Raw genomic sequence first — 17,988 nt, forward strand, 5'->3', positions numbered from 1 at the left:
AAATCCGGAGCGGCCCCTGTTCCGGACGGGCTCCGTCGCGTAATTTGTTCACCGTACGATCAAATCCCGGCGGGGCGAGAGACCGCAGTGCGAGGGTCCACGGCCGGGAACCACCTGAACCAGAGATCGAGGTCAGCCATGCCGCCGCATGAGGTCGTCATCGGTGTGGACAGTTCCACCCAGTCCACCAAGGCCGCGTTCGTCGACGCCGCCACCGGCCGGCTGCTCGCCGTCGGCCGCGCCCCGCATGTCGTCACCGGCGAGGGCGGAGCCCGCGAGACGGATCCCGAGGTGTGGTGGCAGGCGCTGCGCGACGCGGTCGCCGCCGGGCTGAAGGAGTCCGGCGTCGCCGCCACCGGCATCACCGGGATCGCCGTCGCCGGGCAGCAGCACGGGCTGGTCGTCCTCGACGGTGCGGGCCGCCCGCTGCGCCCCGCCCTCCTCTGGAACGACACCCGCTCCGCCCCGCAGGCCGCCGCGCTCACCGCGGCCCTGGGCGGCGCCGACGCCTGGACCGCGCGCACCGGCTCGGTGCCGGTCGCCTCGATGACCGCGTCGAAGTGGCAGTGGCTGCGGGAGAACGAACCGGAGACCGCCGCCGCGACCGCCGCGATCCGGCTCCCCCACGACTTCCTGACCGAGCGCCTCTCGGGCCGCGCCGTCACGGATCCGGGCGACGCGTCCGGCACCTGCTGGTACTCCACCGCGACCGGTTCGTACGATCCGGAGCTCCTCGCGCTCCTCGCCATCGACCCGGCGATGCTGCCCGAGGTGGCGTCGAGCGGGGCGGCGCGCGCCGGCTCGCTGACGTCCGAGGCCGCGGCGGCGCTCGGCCTGCCCGCCGGAATCGCCGTCGCCGCGGGCACCGGGGACAACATGAGTGCCGCCGTCGGCCTCGGGCTCGGTGGCGCGGGGCTCCTGGACCACCCCGTCCTCAGCCTGGGCACCTCGGGCACGGTCTTCACCGCGTCCCGGGCCCGGCCCGCCTCCCCGGCGCTCGCCGGATTCGCCGCGGCGGACGGTACGTACCTTCCACTGGCCTGCACCCTCAACTGCACGCTCGCCGTGGACAAGGTGGCCGCACTGCTCGGTCTGGACCGCAATGACGCGACACCGGGCGGCGAAGCCGTACTCCTGCCCTACCTGGACGGCGAACGCACCCCCGACCTGCCCACCTCGGCCGGCCTCCTCACCGGCCTGCGCCACGAGACCACCCCGCAGCAGCTCCTGGGCGCCGCCTACGAGGGTGCGGTCGTCACCGTACTGCGCGCACTGGACGAACTCCTGCGGGCCTGCGGACTCGACCCGGAGGAGCCCGAGGTGGCGAACCGGCCGCTCCGGCTGATCGGCGGCGGCGCCCAGGGGCACATGTGGGTGGAGACCGTGCGCCGCCTCTCCGGGCGGCCGGTGACCGTGCCCTCCAGCGGGGAACTCGTCGCGCTGGGCGCCGCCGCGCTCGCCGCTTCCGCTGCCACGGGTGCGGACCCGGTCGCGATCGCCACCGGCTGGGACACGGGCGCAGAGGTACACCTGGAAGCCGTCGAAAGGGATCTGACGACCTGGGAGCGAGTCGGTTCGGTACTGGAACGGGCGGCCGCACCCCTGCTGGGAGCCGGCCGACCGATCTGACCCCCGCCGATCCGGTTGGCCAATCCGAGCCGTTCAGCCGCCCGTCCAGCTGACCGTCTGTCATGTCCCGTCGCACGCCGCACACAAGCGCGTGCGACGGCCACCGGCCGTTTTGGTTAGCGAACTGATGTTCACTACTATCCGGCGATGATCATAAGAAGAAGGCTGACGGCCGGGGTGGGCATCCTGCTCGCCACCCTGGCCGCCGGGCTCGGCTCGGCGCTGCCCGCCTCGGCCGATGAAACCCCCACCAACGCCTCCCCCAAGGTCGAGCTGGTGCTCGACGTCAGTGGCTCCATGCGGACGCGTGACATCGACGGCCAGTCCCGGATGACCGCGGCGAAGCAGGCGTTCAACGAGGTCCTGGACGCGGTGCCCGAGCAGGTGCAGCTCGGTATCCGCACCCTCGGCGCCGACTATCCGGGCGACGACCGGAAGGTCGGCTGCAAGGACACCAAGCAGCTGTACCCGGTCGGCCCGCTGGACCGAACGGAGGCCAAGACCGCGGTCGCCACCCTCGCCCCCACCGGCTGGACCCCGATCGGCCCGGCCCTGTTGGGCGCCGCCGACGACCTGGAGGGCGGTGACTCCACCCGCCGGATCGTGCTGATCAGCGACGGCGAGGACACCTGCGGTCCGCTCGACCCGTGCGAAGTCGCCCGTGACATCGCGGCGCGCGGCATCCACCTGGTCATCGACACCCTCGGCCTGGTGCCCAACGCGAAGATCCGCCAGCAGCTCACCTGCATCGCGGAGGCCACCGGCGGCACGTACACCGCCGTCCAGCACACCGATGAACTCTCAGGCCGCGTGAAGCAGTTGGTGGACCGGGCGGCCGCACCCGTCGTCACCCCGGTCGCGACCGAGGGCGCCGGCAGCTGCACCGACGCCCCGCAGCTCAAGCCCGGCCTCTACACCGACCGCGAGAAGTTCGCCGAGCACCGCTGGTACCGCGTCGATGTGCTGCCCGGCCAGGAACTGCGCGCCTCGGTCAGCGTGTTCGCCGACCGCGCCGTCAACAACGACTACGGCATGCTGCTGCGTGCGGTGACCGTGCACGGCCGGGAGATCGTCAGAGGTGCGGAGTCCGGTACCGGGCGCACCGACGCGATCTCGTCCGGGCTGCGCTACCCGAAGCCCGAGCAGGACACGGACGGTGACGTGAAGCCGGCCGCGGAGACCGTCTGTCTGCAGGTCTCCAACTCCTTCTCCGCGCCCGCCTCGGTGAAGACCGCTCCCGGCATGCCGGTGGAGCTGACGATCGACCTGGTGGACGCCCCCGACGCGGCGGACGACGCCGCGGCGTTCGGTCTCGGGCGCGGCTGGTGGCTGCTGGGCGTGCTCGTCCTGACCGGACTGATCGCGGGCCTGCTGACCGGCTGGATCTCGCGCTGGCGCTTCGCCGTCTGGAGGACCCACTGATGTTCCGTACGAGACGCGTGCTCGCGGGCGCGCTGCTGACCGGCCTCGCCCTGCTGACCGGGGCGGGTGCCGCCGTCGCGGACGACCCGTCGCCGAGCCCGAGCGCCTCCGGTGACGGGTCGGGCCCCACGGAGGCGGGTACCACCTTCCGCACCGCCACGGCCATCCAGCCGGACCAGCTCGCCACCGCGGGCGCCTCCACCGGCGACTACCTGTACTGGGTGTTCCCGGCGGACGCCGGGCAGCGGGCCACGGTCAAGGCGAAGATCGCCCTTCCCGAAACCGCCACCCGGCACGGCGCCTCGACCTGGCAGGTCGACGTGTACGACGGGCTGCGCCGCCGTCAGGCCTGCATGTACGGGAAGCAGACCGGCAAGGCCGCGGCCGATGCCGCCACGGTCGAGCTCACCTGTGTGCTGCGTACCGTGCGGGCCTGGTCCGAACCGTGGGCCAACGACCCGCTGCCCGGCAGCTACTACGTCCGCCTCACGGTCGTCGACCTGCCCTCGGCGGACCTCGGGCTGCCGGTGCGGACCGAGGTCGAGGTCACGGCCGACGGCAGGGGCGGAGCCGGGGATGTCGACGGCACGCTCTCCGAGCCGCTGGTTCCCGGCGTGTCCTCGGTCGAGCAGGCCGCCGACGGGGCCTCGGCCGCCCCGGTCGCCCTCGCGGGGGAGCCGGAGGACGGCTGGGCCTCCGGCTGGTGGACCGACCGCTGGCTGTGGACGGTCGGCGGCGGCGTGCTGGGCGCGATCGCGGCCGTCTTCGGCTACTCGCTGACGCGCGGCAGCGGCCGCCCGTCCAGGGTCCCGCCGGGCGTCTGACGACCCGCGCGTCGGGCAGGCCGGACCACCGGTCCGCCCGACGCGCGGTCAGCTGCCCCTGAGTGGCGGCCTCCCGTCATCTCGAAGATCATGGCCCGGTCAGGATCGTCCCGCCCTTCGCTACGGGAGGCCCACCCCGTGTGGCAGTTCTTCGCGGACAATCCCTGGGTGGCCGTGTTCGCCGTCATCACCGTCGGCGCCCTGCTCGGCATGGTCCGGTTCGGCCCGGTGAAACTCGGCGCGGCCGGAGTCCTGTTCGTCGGCCTGCTGGTCGGGGCGCTCGACGAGGACATCGCGCCCGCCGTGCCGGCCGGGGTCTCGGCCCTGGGCCTTGCCCTGTACGTGTACACCGTCGGCCTGGAGTCCGGGCCCGCGTTCTTCCGTGAACTGCGCAGCCAGCTGCCGGTGATGGCCGGTGCGGTGGTGGCGCTCGCGCTCACCGCGGTCGTGGTCGGCTATGTGGGACACAGCGGCTTCGGGATCAGCGGACCGTTCCTGGCCGGCGGATACGCGGGAATCGGCACGACCACGCCGGGCCTGGCCGCCGCGCAGGAGGCCTCGGCCGATCCTTCACAGCCCGCCGTCGGGTACGCGATCGGGTATCCGCTCGCGGTGGTCATCACCATCCTGTTCATCTCCGCCATCGCGGCCCGCCGCCGCTGGGTGGCGCGCCGCGACCCCGACTCCGGGCTGCCGCCCGTCCTCGTCACCCGTACGGTCCAGGTGGAGCACGAGACGGCATGGGACGAGGTACCGGGTGTCGCGGACCACCGGGTGCTGGCCAGCGAGTACCGTCCCGAGGGCGGCGAGGTACAGGTCGCACGCGGACTCGGGCGACTGCGCCCCGGCGACCTGATCGTGCTGGTCGGCGGCGAGGACGACGTACGCACCGCGACCGAGCGGCTGGGCTCCACCGCACCCGTCCATCTGCTCGACAACCGGCGGACGGTCGACTACCGCCGGGTCCTGCTCACGAACCCGGCGCTCGCGGGCCACACGATCGCGGAACTCGGTCTGGGCGAGCGGTACGGGGCTGCGGTCAGCCGGGTCCGTCGCGGCGATGTCGACATGCTCGCCCACGACGACCTGGTGCTCCAGCTCGACGACCGCGTACGCGTGGTGATGCCGCGCGAGCGGATCACCGAGGTCTCCACGTATCTCGGCGACACGGAGGCGAAGGTCAGCGAGGTGAGCGCGGTGAGCCTGGGTCTCGGGCTCGCCCTCGGCTTCCTGATCGCCATCCCCTCCGTCACCTTCGGCTCCACCACCCTCGCGCTCGGGACAGGCGCCGGGCCGCTGGTCATGGGCATGGTCCTGGGCTGGCGCCGGCGCACCGGCCCGCTGGTGTGGACCCTGCCGACCCGGGCCAACCTCACGCTGCGCCAGATCGGCCTGCTGCTCTTCCTCGCGGTCGTCGGCCTCACCTCCGGCTACTCCTTCCGCCAGAACGCGTTCTCCCTGTTCGGTCTGAAGCTGGTGGCGGTCCTGGTGATCGGCGCGGTGGTCAGCTACACCCTCATGGTGCTGATCGCCAAGGCGCTCGGGCAGAGCCGGGAGCGGACGATGGGCCTGCTGTCGGGGTACGTCGGCAACCCGGCGATCACCGCGTACGCCAACAGCCGGGTCAGCGACAGCCGCGTCAACAACGGGTACTCGACGCTGTTCGCGCTCGCCATCCTCGTCAAGATCGTCTGCATTCAGCTGATCGTCGGGCTCTGAGTCCCGCGGACGCTCAACTGGCTCCCCGACTCCCGGAAGCCCAAAGCCCCGGCCACGCGGCGCGACGCCGCCGGCCTCGCCCGCCACTGCGGCAGCCGGCCGGCTGCGAGGGCGTGCGCGGTCGCGGCGGAGGCCACCTGCCGGGCCAGGCCACGGCCCCGCACACGGGGCGCCGTCAGGACGCACAGGTGTGCGGTGTCCCCCGGCCAGTCCCCGTATCCCGCCGCTGCGACCACCGCGGCTCCGTCCCGCACGACGAACGCCGGCGAAGTGATCTCGTCGAGGCCGCACTCCCCCGCGTCCTCCTCGCTCACCGAAGCGAGCAGCCGGAGGAGATCTCCATGGTCCGCGGGCAGGCGATCCGCCTCGGCGCTTCCTGGTGACGCGGGGTGGAAGTCGTCGGCCGACAGATAGGCGAGGGTGGCGGGCCCGAGCACCTCGGTGACCGGCCAGACCCGGGCGACCTCCCCGGGACGGGTGAGCGACGGGGCCGGGAGGCCGGTCAGGGCGCGGCGGACGGTGCGCGCCACGTCGTCCGTGGGGGCGGTGGCGAGGGCCGAGTCCCCCAGGAGCACGATGCCCACCCAGCCCGGAGGAGCCAGGGCCGACGCGGGCGCCGTGACCACCGTGGGACCGCCGGCCGACGCGAAGGAGACGGGCACTCCGGCCAGCGACTCCCACAGAGAGCGTGCCCGAGCCATGAGGGGGTCGGATTCCATGGCCGGATCCTCCCATCGGGCGACGGTGATCCTCTCCTGGTCTTCCGGCCCCGCCGGCCACGGGCCGAGCCGCCACCGGGGCCGGCCGGCCGTCAGGCGGCGCGGTCAGGCAGAGCCGTCAGGCGGCGCGGTCAGGCGAACGGGCCGTCGCCGTCGAACACCAGCCCGGCGAAGCGGTCGCCGATACGGCGATGGGTGGCGGCGTCCGGGTGGAGTTGGTCCGGCAGCGGCAGTTCGGCGAAGTCCTGCTCGCCGTAGAGGCTGCGGCCGTCGAGGTAGTGCAGGTTCGGGTCGTCGGCCGAGCGCTGCGTCACGAGGCGGCTCAGTTCGTCCCGGATGATGTTGAGCGTCAGCTTTCCGGCGGCACGTTCCGCCGGATCGCCCATCGCCGTGAAGCGGAGCCTGCCCTCGGCGAGGTTACTGAAGTCGGGGGCGCTGGGGCCGGGGGTGTCCTCGTGAATGGGGCACAGGAGGGGCGAGACGACCAGGAGCGGCGCGGTCGGGTGCCCTTCCCTGAGGGTGTCGAGGAATCCGTGCACCGCCGGGGCGAAGGCGCGCAGCCGCATCAGGTCGGCGTTGACGAGGTTGATGCCGATCTTGACGCTGATCAGGTCCGCGGGGGTGTCGCGCATCGTACGGGCCGTGAACGGGTCGAGCAGGGCGGAGCCGCCCAGGCCCAGGTTGATGAGCTCCACCCCGCCGAGCGAGGCGGCGCGTGCGGGCCAGGTGGACGTCGGGCTCGCGGCGTCGGAGCCGTGGCTGATCGAACTGCCGTGGTGCAGCCACACCTTGCGGCCGCTGTCCGGTGCGGGTTCGACGGCGGCGTCGGTGCGCAGGGCGACGAGCTCGGTGGTCTCGTTGTACGGCAGCCAGATCTCGATGTCCTTGGGGCCCTCGGACAGCCCGGCGAACCGGACGGTGCCGACCGGGCCGGGCCGGGTCTCCGTGGATCCGGTCGCCATGTCCACCACGAGGACGTTCCCGCCGTTGGCGCTCGCCTGTCCGGCGGGACGGCCGTCGACGAGCAGGTCGTACACGCCGTCGGGCCGGGGCGGCGCGCCCACGTAGGCCGTCCTGGTGCGCAGGGCGTCCAGCTCGATGGTGGTGGCGCGGGTGCGGAACACCAGCCGTACGCCGGAGGGCTGGGCCTCCGCCATGGCCAGCTGGCCGTCGGCGCACTGCGCGCGGGCCCATGCGGGCAGCCGGTGCGGGCGCAGCCCGTGTGCGGTGTGTTCGATGTCGAGGGCGCCGCGCAGGAGGGCGGCCGTGATGGGGGTGGTGTGCATGTCTCTCCGCCTGTTGCTCGGAACGTCTGAGGGGGGGGTGGGAGTCGGTGCCGGCGGGTCGCCGGCGGTCGCCGCGGGTCCGCAGGGGTCGCGGTCAGGGCGCGGGCCAGTTGCGCAGCAGGGCGTCGAGGGCGTCCACGATCCGCGACCAGGATTCCTGCGAGTCGGGCGCGCTGTGGCTGAACCCGCCCTGCGCCTCCAGGCTGACGTAGCCGTGGAAGACGCTGCCCAGCAGCCGGACGGCGTGCGTCTGGTCCGGTTCGGTCAGGGCGTAGCCGCGCAGGATCGCCCGGGTCATCTGCGCGTGACGGCCCCCGGCACTGGCGGCGGCCGCCTCCGGGTCGAGCCTGTACTGCGCCGCGGCGTAGCGGCCGGGGTGCTCGCGGGCGTAGTCGCGGTACACGTCCGCGAAGGCGCCCAGGGCGTCCTTGCCGGCCCGGCCCGCCAGGGCGGCCGCCCCTCGGTCGGCGAGCTCCTCCAGGGCGAGCAGGGCGATCCTGGTCCTGAGGTCGTGGGAGTTCTTCAGGTGCGAGTACAGGCTGGCGACCTTGACGTCGAACCGCCGGGCGAGAGCCGAGACGGTCACCTGATCGAAGCCGACCTCGTCGGCCAGCTCCGCCCCCGCACGGGTCAGACGTTCCGGGGTCAGTCCCGCACGCACCATGAGCCACTCCTCTGTTCTGGCTACATCCATCATGCATCTGCCTAAACCTTTTAGGCACATAGTTACGTGGCATAGGCGTGGCTGATCACCGCGCCGGACCGGCCGCCCACCCGCACCCGGTCCCGACTACTCTCGACAACTCACGTACTCCACAAGGCCGGTGGCGCGTGACGGACCGGCCGGACCCTCAGAGCGGAGACTCTTCATGTCCACGGAGACCGGCCCGGCCGTCGATGCCGGACCGCGCGGCCACAGGATCGTGCCGGGCCCGAAGGGCCTGCCCTTCCTCGGGAACATGCCGCAGTTCGGCAAGAACCCTCTCGCGTTCTTCGAGCGGCTGCGCAGTCACGGAGACCTGGTCCAGTGGCGCTTCGGCCCCAACTCCTGCGTGTTCATAGCCGATCCGGAGTGCATAGGCGAACTGCTCACCGAGACGGAACGCACCTTCGACCAGCCGGCGCTCGGCATCGCCTTCCGTACCGTGATGGGCAACGGCGTCGTCGTGGCGCGCGGCACCGAGTGGCGGCGCAAGCGGTCGCTCGTGCAGCCGTCCGTACGGCCGAAGCAGGTCAGGTCGTACGCGTCGACCATGGCGGGCAGCACGGTGGAGCTCGCGGACAGCTGGTCGGGCGGCGAACGCATCGACATCAAGCGGGAGATGGCGGCGCTGACGCAGAAGATCGCCGTCCGTACGATCTTCGGCGTCGACACTCCCGCCGACGCCGAGGCGATGGGCCGGGCCATGGACGTGGCGCAGGCGGAGATCGGCAAGGAGTTCGCGGGCATCGGCGCACTGCTCCCGGACTGGGTGCCGACCCGGGGCCGGGCCAGGATCAAGAAGGCCGCCGCGGTCATCGACGCCGAGGTGGGCCGGGTCGTCGCCCGGCACCGCGACGGCGGGGACGACCGTCCCGACCTGCTCAGCCGGCTGCTCACCGCCGTCGACGAGACGGGTGCGAAGCTCGACGACCGGGAGATCCGCGACGAGACGGTCACGCTGTACATCGGCGGCCACGAGACGACGAGTTCGACGCTGGTGTGGGCCTGGTACCTCCTGTCCCGCAACCCCGGGACCCGGGCCGCACTGGCCGAGGAGCTGGACCGGGTGCTCGGTGACCGCGAACCGGGGTTCGACGACTACGCGCAGCTCACGTACACCCAGGCGGTGGTCAAGGAGACGCTGCGGCTGTACCCGACGATCTGGCTGGTCACCGGGGTCGCGAAGGAGGGTGCGCGGATCGGCGGTCTGCCGATTCCGGAAGGGACCAGGGTGTGGAGCAGTCAGTGGGCCACCCAGCGGGACGAGCGGTGGTTTCCCGAGCCGGAGGAGTTCCGTCCGGAGCGGTGGGACGCGGAGACGGGCGACGAGATCGCGGAGTACGCCTGGTTCCCGTTCGGCGGCGGCCCGAGGGTCTGCCTGGGCACCCGGTTCGCGATGGTCGAGGCGGTGCTGATCCTGGCGGTGCTCGCGCGGCGCTTCGAGCTGGACGTCGATCCGGGCACGGTCAACCCGGTGCCGACACTGACGCTGCAGCCGGACCGCGAGGTGATGGCAACGGTCCGGGCGCGGTAGCGGACCCCTTCGGAGCGGGGCAGGACAACGCGCGTCACGGCAGATACTGAACCGATATGTCCGATCTATCGCCATGAACCGGGCATACCGTTCAGAATGTCCCTGTCGGCCGTACCGGCCACCGGGGCCCTGTGGTCTCGACCGCAGGCTGTCGATCCAAGGGGAGAAACATCATGCGTCCAGGTTCCGCTCTCACCGCCTCGCTCACCGCGGCGGCCGCCCTGGCCCTGACGGCCACCGGCACGTCGGCCACGGCCGGCGCGGCCACCCCCGGGGCGTCGGCCCGTCCGGCCCACTGCCAGGAGAAGGCACTCAGGATCTCCGCCTCCCCCGGCGACCGGCACAACGTGGCACGGATCGCCGTCACCAACCGGGGCGGCCGCACCTGCGTCGTGGACCGTATCCCGACGGTCACGTTCCGGGGCCTCGACGGCTCGGCCCAGCCGGTCCCGCCCGCGACCAGCGGTTCGTACGTGCTCTCGCCGGGTGAGCGGGGCTACGCGGCCGTGCGCACGGCCGAGCGCGGCACCCGCCAGGGGCATGTCGTCCGCAGCCTGTCCGTGGCGGCGGACCCCGCGCACTACGGGGTCACCTTCGGTGCCGCCACCGTGGGCATGGACCGCGGGATCCGGGTGTGGGAGCCGGTGACCACGCTGTGGCACACCTCCCGCGGCTCGGCGGACCGGGCCCTGGCCGCGGCGACGCGCTGAGCCTCGGGCAGGCGGGCGGGGACAACAGCCGTACACGCGGTCCCCCGCCCCGCCGACCCGTTACGGCGTCACGGTCACCGTGCCCGTTCCCTGCGCCGTGGCCCCCGTCGTCTCCGCGACCACGCGGTAGGGGCGGTCCGTGCCCTCGGAGGTGACGGTCAGGGTGTCCCCGTCCCGCACCACCCGGAACGCGGCGGCGGTCGCGCCCGTCAGGTCCGGCACGGTGACGGACGTGCCGTCTTCGGCGGGCTCCGCGCAGACCCCGCCGAAGACCCGCAGGGTGAGCCCGTCGAGCCAGTCGCTGTCGGGGCGCTGGTCGTCGGCCCCCCACGGGAGCACCGCGCCGGGGCGCACCAGGATCGGCAGGCTGTCGAACCCGTGGGTCTCGTGGCGCCAGACCGGTCCGGTGACGGTCTCGCCGGTCAGCAGCACGGTCCAGCTGCCCTCGGGAACGTAGTACTCGACCCGCCCGTCCTCCGTGAAGACCGGCGCGACCAGCAGGTCCGGTCCGAGCATGTACTGGCGGTCCAGCATCCGGGTCGTCGGGTCTCCGGGGAACTCCAGCAGCATGGGGCGCATCATCGGGAGGCCGGTGCGGTGGGCGGTGACGGCCGCCCCGTACAGGTACGGCATCAGCCGGTGCTTGAGCAGGGTGAACTTCCGGGCCACGTCCACCGCCTCCTCGCCGAACGCCCACGGCACCCGGTAGGACACGTTGCCGTGCAGCCGGCTGTGCGAGGACATCAGGCCGAAGGCGAGCCAGCGCTTGAAGACCGCCGGGTCGGGTGTGCCCTCGAAGCCGCCGATGTCGTGGCTCCAGAAGCCGAAGCCGGACAGCGAGAGCGACAGGCCGCCGCGCAGCGACTCGGCCATCGCCGTGAACGAGGCGAAGCAGTCGCCGCCCCAGTGGACCGGGAACTGCTGGCCGCCGGCGGTGGCGGAGCGGGCGAAGAGGACCGCTTCGCCGTGGCCGCGCTCCTTTTCCAGGAGTTCGAAGACCGTGCGGTTGTAGATCTGCGCGTAGTAGTTGTGCATGCGCTCCGGGTCTGAGCCGTCGTGCCAGACGACATCGGTGGGAATGCGCTCGCCGAAGTCCGTCTTGAAGCAGTCCACCCCCTGGTCGAGCAGGAGGCGGAGTTTGCTGTTGTACCACTCGCGCGCGGCGGGGTTGGTGAAGTCGACCAGGGCCATGCCGGGCTGCCACAGGTCCCACTGCCAGATGTCGCCGTCCGGGCGGCGCACCAGGTGGCCGAGCTCGGCGCCCTCCGCGAAGAGTGCGGACTTCTGCGCGATGTACGGATTGATCCACATGCTGATCCGCAGCCCGCGTTCCTTGAGCCGGGCCAGCATGCCCTCCGGGTCCGGGAAGACGTCCGGGTCCCAGAGGAAGTCCGACCACTGGTACTCGCGCATCCAGAAGCAGTCGAAGTGGAAGACGGAGAGCGGGATGTCGCGCTCGGCCATGCCGTCGACGAACGAGGTGACGGTCTCCTCGTCGTACGAGGTGCAGAAGGACGTGGTGAGCCAGAGGCCGAACGACCAGGCCGGCGGCAGGGCCGGGCGGCCGGTCAGCGCGGTGTAGCGGGCCAGGACCTCCCTGGGCGTCGGTCCGGCCACGATGTAGTACTCCAGCGACTGGTCCTCGACGCTGAACTGCACCTGGCCGACGGACTCCGAGCCGACCTCGAAGGAGACCTTGCCGGGGTGGTTGACGAAGACGCCGTAGCCGCGCGAAGAGAGGTAGAACGGGATGTTCTTGTAGGCCAGTTCGCTGCTGGTGCCGCCGTCCGCCTGCCAGATGTCGACGGTCTGGCCGTTCTTGACGTACGGGGTGAAGCGTTCACCGAGGCCGTAGACGTTCTCGCCTACGTCCAGGGCGAGTTGGGCGACCATGTGGTGGGCGCCGTCCGGGGTGGTGGCGAAGGCGGTGCCCTTGGCGTCGACGCCGGTGAGGCGCCGGCCGTCGGCGTCGAGGAAGGTGATGCCCCAGGGCCCGTCACCGTCCATGCGCAGGGTCAGCGGCCCGCTGGTCAGTTCGGTGACCGCCCCGTCCCGGCGGGTGCGGGCTCCGGCGGCTGCCGGATCGAGGCCGGGGAAGGCGAAGTCGGGTCCGCGATGCACCCGTCCGGCGTGGTGGGTGGTGCGCACGCCGATGATGCCCTCGGCCGGGGAGAAGCAGTCGACCGTGATGAGGGGCGTGTTGAGCGTGTCGCCGCGCTCGGCGACACGTTTGACCGACGCGTAGGCGGTGAACTGGTCGTCGCCGACGCGCAGATCACGGATCTCGGTCGCGTAGGAGGCGCGTACGCCCTCACGCATGAGCCAGAAGCCGTCGGTGAACTTCATGCGGACTCCTTGCCGGGGGCAACTGGAGGGACGGGGACGGAGTTACGGACGGCGCGGCTCATGCGTCGTCGCCGGTGAAGGCGATCCGGGCCAGGCGCACCGAGCCGCGCAGGGTGACGCGCAGATCAGCGGTGCCGGAGGCGTTCAGAGCGGCCCGCACGGTGCGGTGGTCGTACGGTCCGTCGGTGGCGGCGACCGGGACGGTGACCGTGGCGTCCGCGACGGAGATCAGTACGGCTCCCTCCCCCGCCGCGGAGATCTCGACGCCGCTCGCTCCGGATGCGAAGTCACAGCGCCTGTAGAGGAGTTCGTTGCTCCCGGTGACGGCGGTGACCGCGTCACCGTCCACCTTCGTCCGGTCGACGATCTCGGTGCCCAGCTGCTCGTCGTAGTCGGCCGCCTCCAGACCGCGGATCAGGACGGGACGCGGTCCGGACGGTTCCCCGTCGAGGGTGACGACGGCAGTCAGGCGGATGTCCGCGCTGGAGGCTCCGGCCTGGATCTCGTACGTGCCCGGGTCGACGGTCCAGCGGCCGTGTGCGACGTCCCAGTGGCCGAGCTCGGTGACGGGGACGAGGAAGTCGACGCGCTCGGCGGCACCCGGCGCCAGGTGCAGCCGGTGGTGCCCGGCCAGCTGGCGCAGCGGCCGGACGACGGACGGCGCCACCGCGCGCACGTACAGCTGCGCGACCTCGTCCGCGGCGAAGGGCCCGGTGTTGGTGACGGTCAGCGAGACCCGCACCAGGTCGCCGTCGCGTTCGGCGTGCAGGGCGCTGTAGGTGAACTCGCTGTACGAGAGGCCGTGGCCGAACGCGTAGAGCGGAGCGCCCTCGTAGTAGAGGTAGGTCTGGCGGGAGCCGATGATGTCGTAGTCCAGCAGCCCGGGCAGCTCCGCGTCGGAGGTGTACCAGGTCTGCGGCAGCCGGCCCGCCGGGGAGACGTCGCCGGCGAGGACGCGGGCGAGCGCCGTTCCCGCGGCCTGCCCGCCGTGCGCGGTCCACAGCAGTGCGGGGAGCGTGGCCGCCGCGTCCGTGAGGGCGTACGGGTAGGCGGAGGTGACCGCGAGCACGGTGCGCGGGTTGGCGGCGTGGGCGGCGCGCCACAGGCGTTCCTGCTGGGCGGGGAGGTCGAGGGTGGTGCGGTCCTCCGTCTCGCGGCCGTTGATGTGGGCGTCGTTCCCGGCCACGACGATCACGACGTCGGCGGCCGCCGCCGCACGGGCGACGGTGTCCTCCCCGCGCTCGGTCACCTCCATCTCGAAGACCGTTCCGAGGGCGTCGGAGGAGCCGGAGAATTCCTCTCCCCGGGCGGCAACCTTTACGCCGTCGGCGGCGACAGAGACATACCTACCCGTTCCCACGTGCAGAAGGCGGTGACCGCCGGCATGCCCCTCCACCGCTTCCCACCGGAAGGTCTCCTGGACGATCCAGCCGCCCGGCTCGTCCGCGGAGGCGCGGACGAAGCCGTCCTCGGCGACCGACAGATAGCGGCCGGCCGGTTCCCGCAGGGTGATCACGCCGTTGCCCCAGTCCACGAGCGCCAGCTCGGACGGGGTGTCGCCGCAGGTCAGCGGCGGCAGGTCGGTGCGGCCTGCGAGCAGGGCCGGGTCGAGGGCGCCTTCCGCGCCGCGTACCGGCTCCTGGCTCCTGTCCGCCGCGGGAATCTGCAGCCAGCCGTCTGCGCACTTGAGCCGGACCAGGTCGACACCCTCCGCGTGGACGATGTGCTCCGCGCCGAAGCGTTCCCGCAGTCCGTCGAGCGGAGTGGAGCGGTGGATGAGGGTGCCGCTGTACCAGTCGAGCTTGCAGGCGTCCGCGAGGAGGCCGACGACGGCGACGGTCCTGCCCGCGGCAGGGTCGAGCGGCAGCAGTCCGTCGTTCTTGAGCAGCACGACGGCCTGTTCGGCGGCTTCCAGGGCGAGTGCCCGGTGCCCCTCGGTGTCGAAGGCGTCGGTGTTCGCGTACGGGTCGAGATCGGGGTCGAACTCACCGAGCGAGAAGCGGAGTTCGAGAAGCCGGCGGACCGCGGTGTCGATGTCGTGCTCGTCGAGGAGGCCCTGCTCCAGAGCACCCCGGATGCGGCCGGTCATGATGCCGGAGTCCTGGCCGTGGTCCGTGAAGCTGTCGACACCGGCGCGCAGGGAGGCGGCCGTCGCCTCCTCGTGGGTGTCGAAGTAGTGCTCGGAGTCGACGAGGTTGGACGGCGCCCCGGCGTCGGAGCAGACCACGAGCGACCGGTCGGTCCAGGCCCGCAGCTGCTGGGAGAGGTGCGGCGAGACGTGGTTGGGACGCCCGTTGACCAGGTTGTACGCCGGCATGACACCGGCCACCGCGCCCGCCTGCACGGCGTCACGGAAGGCCCTGAGGTCGTACTCGTGCAGCACCCGCGGGCGGACCGAGGAGGACGCGGTGTCGCGGTCGGTCTCGTTGTTGTGGGCGAGCCAGTGCTTGAGGACGGGTGCGGTCCGCCAGTAGAGCGGGTGGTCGCCGCGCAGTCCCCGGGTGTACGCGACCGCGATGGCGGAGGTCAGCCCGGCGTCCTCGGAGTACCCCTCCTCGCCGCGTCCCCACAGCGGGTTGCGCAGCAGATTGACGGTCGGGGCCCAGACGTTGAGGCCGACGCGGTCGTCCTGGGCGCGCTTGGCGCGGACCTCGTTGCCGACGGCCTCGCCGACCCGGCGCACCAGTTCACCGTTCCAGGTGGCACCGAGTCCCACAGCCTGCGGGAACACCGTCGCCGGTCCCATCCAGGCCACGCCGTGCAGGGCTTCCTGGCCGGTCCGGAAGGCGCCGAGCCCGAGCCGGTCGACCGCCGGTGCGAACTGGTGCAGCATCGCGATCCGCTCGTCGAGCGTGAGCTGCTGAAGCAGGTCGTCGACGCGCTTGGCGAAGGGCAGCTGCGGGTCGCGGAAGGGCTGCGGTTGTTCCGTCACGTGCGGGTCCCCTTGGAGAGGTGGGAGGTATTCCGGTGCCTGCGCCTCGTACGAGCAGCCGAGGAGCCTCGGAAGATCTTTCGAAGCGCTTCGATGCTCCGTGGCCGACCCCGCGCGTGTCAAGGGTCCGCCACCGACCTCCGTACGCGACAGCGTCGCATTGCGCCAGGAAACGGTTCGGAAACAGGTCGGAGGAATCTGGAAACGGACTCTTGTGCGGCCGAGGCCCTTCACTTAACCTCGCTGCAACATCGAAGCGCTTCGACAGAGCTTCGATGGGGCGCCCGGCGCCCGTGATCTCCCCGGGACGGCGACAGGTTCTGCCGCTTCCCTGTTGAACCGCTTCACCTGCGGCCGGTCACGCCGGCCCAGTCAGCAACGCTCCACCTCAGACACAGGAACCGAACGGCGGTCGCCCGCCACGTGTCGTCCTGGTGCGCCTCGAAGGGTTGACGCAATGACGCCGAATTCCACCCCCTCCTCCACGGCTCCGAGCCGGAGAAGCTTCCTCGCCACGGGCGCGGTCGCCGCTGTCGCCGTGGCCGGCGGGGTACCGCTGCTCGCCGCGTGCGGTGGCTCGGGTTCCGGTTCAGGGAGCAAGGAAGGCACGACAACGGGCAAGGCCCTCAAGAAGGTTGTGCCGTCCTACGCCCCGCTGAACCTGGTCGAGCCCGATGTCGCGAGCGTCAACGGTTCGAGCCCCGGCTTCACCAAGCTGCCCGACCCGCTGGTCGTCTCGGTCAAGTCGGTCCCGGGCAAGGGCTCGTCGTTCCGCGTCATGACGCCGCTGTGGGGCACCGTCCCGAAGAAGAACAACCCGTACTACACGGCGGTCAACAAGGCGGTCGGCGCCACGCTCAACTTCGACCCGCAGGACGGCAACACGTACCAGGACAAGATCGGCGCGGTCCTCGCCGGTTCGGACATTCCTGACGTCATGACGATCCCCGGCTGGAACATGCAGGGGCAGATCCGCAACGCGATCACCGCCAAGTTCGCGGACCTGTCCCCCTACCTGGCGGGCGACGCCGCCAAGAAGTACCCGAACCTGGCGAACATCCCGACGGGCGCCTGGCAGTACTCCGTCTTCGGCGGCAAGCTGCGCGGCCTGCCCATGCCGACGCCGGTCATCGGCAACGCGATCTTCTACCGCAAGGACCTGATCGGCTCCGGTGCCGTACCGGCCAGCGCCGACGACCTGCTGGCCTTCGGCAAGGAGCACACCGCTCCCAAGCAGAAGGTCTGGGCGTTCGACGACCTCTGGACCTGCATCCAGATGATCTTCGGCGTGCTCCCCGACGCGCCGCACTACTGGCAGCTGGAGAACGGCAAGCTGGTCCACAAGATCGAGACGAAGGAGTACCGCGAGGCTCTGGCCTTCGCCCGCAAGCTCCACGACGGCGGGTACGTCCACCCGGACGCCGAAGCCGGCAAGGACGCAGACGCCAAGATCCGCTTCACCAGCGGTCACACCGTGATGTACAACGACGGCACCGGTGGCTGGAAGGGCATGGTCACCGAACAGGCGGCCGCGAACCCCAAGTTCGACATGCAGGCGCTCGACTTCTTCGGCGCCGACGGCGGCAAGCCGACCCTGTGGCAGTCGGACCCGGCGGGCATCTTCACCTTCCTCAGCAAGAAGCTCCCCAAGGAGAAGATCGAGGAGTTCCTCGCGATCGCCGACTACGCGGCCGCGCCGTACGGCACCGAGGAGTTCATGCTCACCAACTACGGCGTCAAGGGCACCCACTACACGATCAAGGACGGGGCCCCGACCTACACCCCGCAGGGTGTCGAGGAGGCACAGCCCTCCACCTTCCTGTTCCTCGCCTCTCCGCCCACCTCCATCGCCTACCCGGACCAGCCGCAGCTGGCCAAGGACTACGCGGGCTGGATGGCACGCCAGGCCCCGAACATCAAGAAGCCCATGTTCTTCGGCATGCAGGTCGTCGAGCCGCAGCGGTACGCCTCGCTGTACACGCCGTTCGACGACCTCCAGAAGGACATCCGCCGCGGCCGCAAGAAGGTCAGTGACATCGACGAGGCCGTGAACACCTGGAAGAAGAGCGGCGGCGACAAGCTGCGCGCCTGGTACCAGGACATCCTCGACAAGAACGGCTCCGGCGTCTGACGCGTACGACGCGCACCGACCGTACGCAGCACA

The 17,988-nt window shown here is 71.6% G+C and carries 12 protein-coding genes; 7 read left to right on the forward strand and 5 right to left on the reverse strand.

Annotation, left to right across the window (positions count from 1 at the left end; translation table 11 throughout):
- The first annotated feature begins 138 nt into the window (after window positions 1-138).
- The 4 genes from xylB (at window position 139) to OG959_RS02790 (ending at window position 5,594) form a co-directional block, all read left to right on the forward strand.
- Window positions 139-1,629, forward strand: coding sequence for a xylulokinase (gene xylB, locus OG959_RS02775; RefSeq protein WP_326656361.1), 1,491 nt, complete (start codon window positions 139-141; stop codon window positions 1,627-1,629).
- A 147-nt stretch (window positions 1,630-1,776) separates the two neighbouring features.
- Window positions 1,777-3,051 (forward strand): VWA domain-containing protein, encoded by a 1,275-nt coding sequence (locus OG959_RS02780; RefSeq protein ID WP_326656362.1) that lies wholly within the window; start codon window positions 1,777-1,779, stop codon window positions 3,049-3,051.
- Window positions 3,051-3,875 (forward strand): hypothetical protein, encoded by an 825-nt coding sequence (locus OG959_RS02785; RefSeq protein ID WP_326656363.1) that lies wholly within the window; start codon window positions 3,051-3,053, stop codon window positions 3,873-3,875. The genes OG959_RS02780 and OG959_RS02785 overlap by 1 nt, the downstream gene beginning before the upstream one ends.
- A gap of 168 nt (window positions 3,876-4,043) precedes the next feature.
- Window positions 4,044-5,594 (forward strand): aspartate:alanine exchanger family transporter, encoded by a 1,551-nt coding sequence (locus OG959_RS02790; protein ID WP_326656364.1) that lies wholly within the window; start codon window positions 4,044-4,046, stop codon window positions 5,592-5,594.
- On the opposite strand, the gene OG959_RS02795 is transcribed toward OG959_RS02790, so the two are convergent.
- The 3 genes from OG959_RS02795 to OG959_RS02805 all read right to left on the reverse strand — a co-directional run bounded on the left by OG959_RS02795 (window position 5,573) and on the right by OG959_RS02805 (window position 8,263).
- Complete coding sequence (locus OG959_RS02795; RefSeq protein WP_326656365.1) at window positions 5,573-6,313, reverse strand: GNAT family N-acetyltransferase; 741 nt, start codon at window positions 6,311-6,313, stop codon at window positions 5,573-5,575. The genes OG959_RS02790 and OG959_RS02795 overlap by 22 nt on opposite strands.
- A 131-nt stretch (window positions 6,314-6,444) precedes the next feature.
- Window positions 6,445-7,599 (reverse strand): GDSL-type esterase/lipase family protein, encoded by a 1,155-nt coding sequence (locus tag OG959_RS02800; RefSeq protein ID WP_326656366.1) that lies wholly within the window; start codon window positions 7,597-7,599, stop codon window positions 6,445-6,447.
- A gap of 94 nt (window positions 7,600-7,693) precedes the next feature.
- The gene (locus OG959_RS02805; RefSeq protein ID WP_326656367.1) at window positions 7,694-8,263 is read right to left on the reverse strand and encodes a TetR/AcrR family transcriptional regulator; all 570 of its coding nucleotides are present in this window, start codon (window positions 8,261-8,263) and stop codon (window positions 7,694-7,696) included.
- 205 nt (window positions 8,264-8,468) lie between these two features.
- Here OG959_RS02805 and OG959_RS02810 point away from each other — a divergent pair, with 205 nt between their 5' ends.
- The gene (locus tag OG959_RS02810; protein ID WP_326656368.1) at window positions 8,469-9,836 is read left to right on the forward strand and encodes a cytochrome P450; all 1,368 of its coding nucleotides are present in this window, start codon (window positions 8,469-8,471) and stop codon (window positions 9,834-9,836) included.
- Between the two features lie 173 nt (window positions 9,837-10,009).
- Entirely contained in the window at window positions 10,010-10,546 is a 537-nt protein-coding gene (locus tag OG959_RS02815; RefSeq protein WP_326656369.1) for a DUF4232 domain-containing protein, read from the forward strand.
- Between the two features lie 60 nt (window positions 10,547-10,606).
- Here the strand turns inward: OG959_RS02815 and yicI are convergent, their stop codons facing one another.
- Entirely contained in the window at window positions 10,607-12,892 is a 2,286-nt protein-coding gene (gene yicI, locus OG959_RS02820; protein ID WP_326656370.1) for an alpha-xylosidase, read from the reverse strand.
- A gap of 58 nt (window positions 12,893-12,950) precedes the next feature.
- Window positions 12,951-15,824, reverse strand: a complete 2,874-nt coding sequence (locus tag OG959_RS02825) for a glycoside hydrolase family 3 C-terminal domain-containing protein (RefSeq protein ID WP_326656371.1) — start codon at window positions 15,822-15,824, stop codon at window positions 12,951-12,953.
- A gap of 457 nt (window positions 15,825-16,281) precedes the next feature.
- On the opposite strand from OG959_RS02825, the gene OG959_RS02830 reads away from it, so the two are divergent.
- The gene (locus OG959_RS02830; protein ID WP_326656372.1) at window positions 16,282-17,955 is read left to right on the forward strand and encodes an extracellular solute-binding protein; all 1,674 of its coding nucleotides are present in this window, start codon (window positions 16,282-16,284) and stop codon (window positions 17,953-17,955) included.
- Window positions 17,956-17,988: the final 33 nt, after the last annotated feature.

Origin of the sequence: Streptomyces sp. NBC_00385 (assembly GCF_035917155.1) — a bacterium.
Classification (GTDB): domain Bacteria; phylum Actinomycetota; class Actinomycetes; order Streptomycetales; family Streptomycetaceae; genus Streptomyces; species Streptomyces poriferorum.

Coding starts and splice junctions, on each gene's coding strand:
- OG959_RS02810 (WP_326656368.1), top strand. CDS start 8,469: ATGTCCACGGAGACCGGCCCGGCCGTCGATGCCGGACCGCGCGGCCAC.
- yicI (WP_326656370.1), bottom strand. CDS start 12,892: ATGAAGTTCACCGACGGCTTCTGGCTCATGCGTGAGGGCGTACGCGCC.
- OG959_RS02830 (WP_326656372.1), top strand. CDS start 16,282: ATGACGCCGAATTCCACCCCCTCCTCCACGGCTCCGAGCCGGAGAAGC.
- xylB (WP_326656361.1), top strand. CDS start 139: ATGCCGCCGCATGAGGTCGTCATCGGTGTGGACAGTTCCACCCAGTCC.
- OG959_RS02795 (WP_326656365.1), bottom strand. CDS start 6,313: ATGGAATCCGACCCCCTCATGGCTCGGGCACGCTCTCTGTGGGAGTCG.
- OG959_RS02805 (WP_326656367.1), bottom strand. CDS start 8,263: ATGGTGCGTGCGGGACTGACCCCGGAACGTCTGACCCGTGCGGGGGCG.
- OG959_RS02785 (WP_326656363.1), top strand. CDS start 3,051: ATGTTCCGTACGAGACGCGTGCTCGCGGGCGCGCTGCTGACCGGCCTC.
- OG959_RS02780 (WP_326656362.1), top strand. CDS start 1,777: ATGATCATAAGAAGAAGGCTGACGGCCGGGGTGGGCATCCTGCTCGCC.
- OG959_RS02800 (WP_326656366.1), bottom strand. CDS start 7,599: ATGCACACCACCCCCATCACGGCCGCCCTCCTGCGCGGCGCCCTCGAC.
- OG959_RS02815 (WP_326656369.1), top strand. CDS start 10,010: ATGCGTCCAGGTTCCGCTCTCACCGCCTCGCTCACCGCGGCGGCCGCC.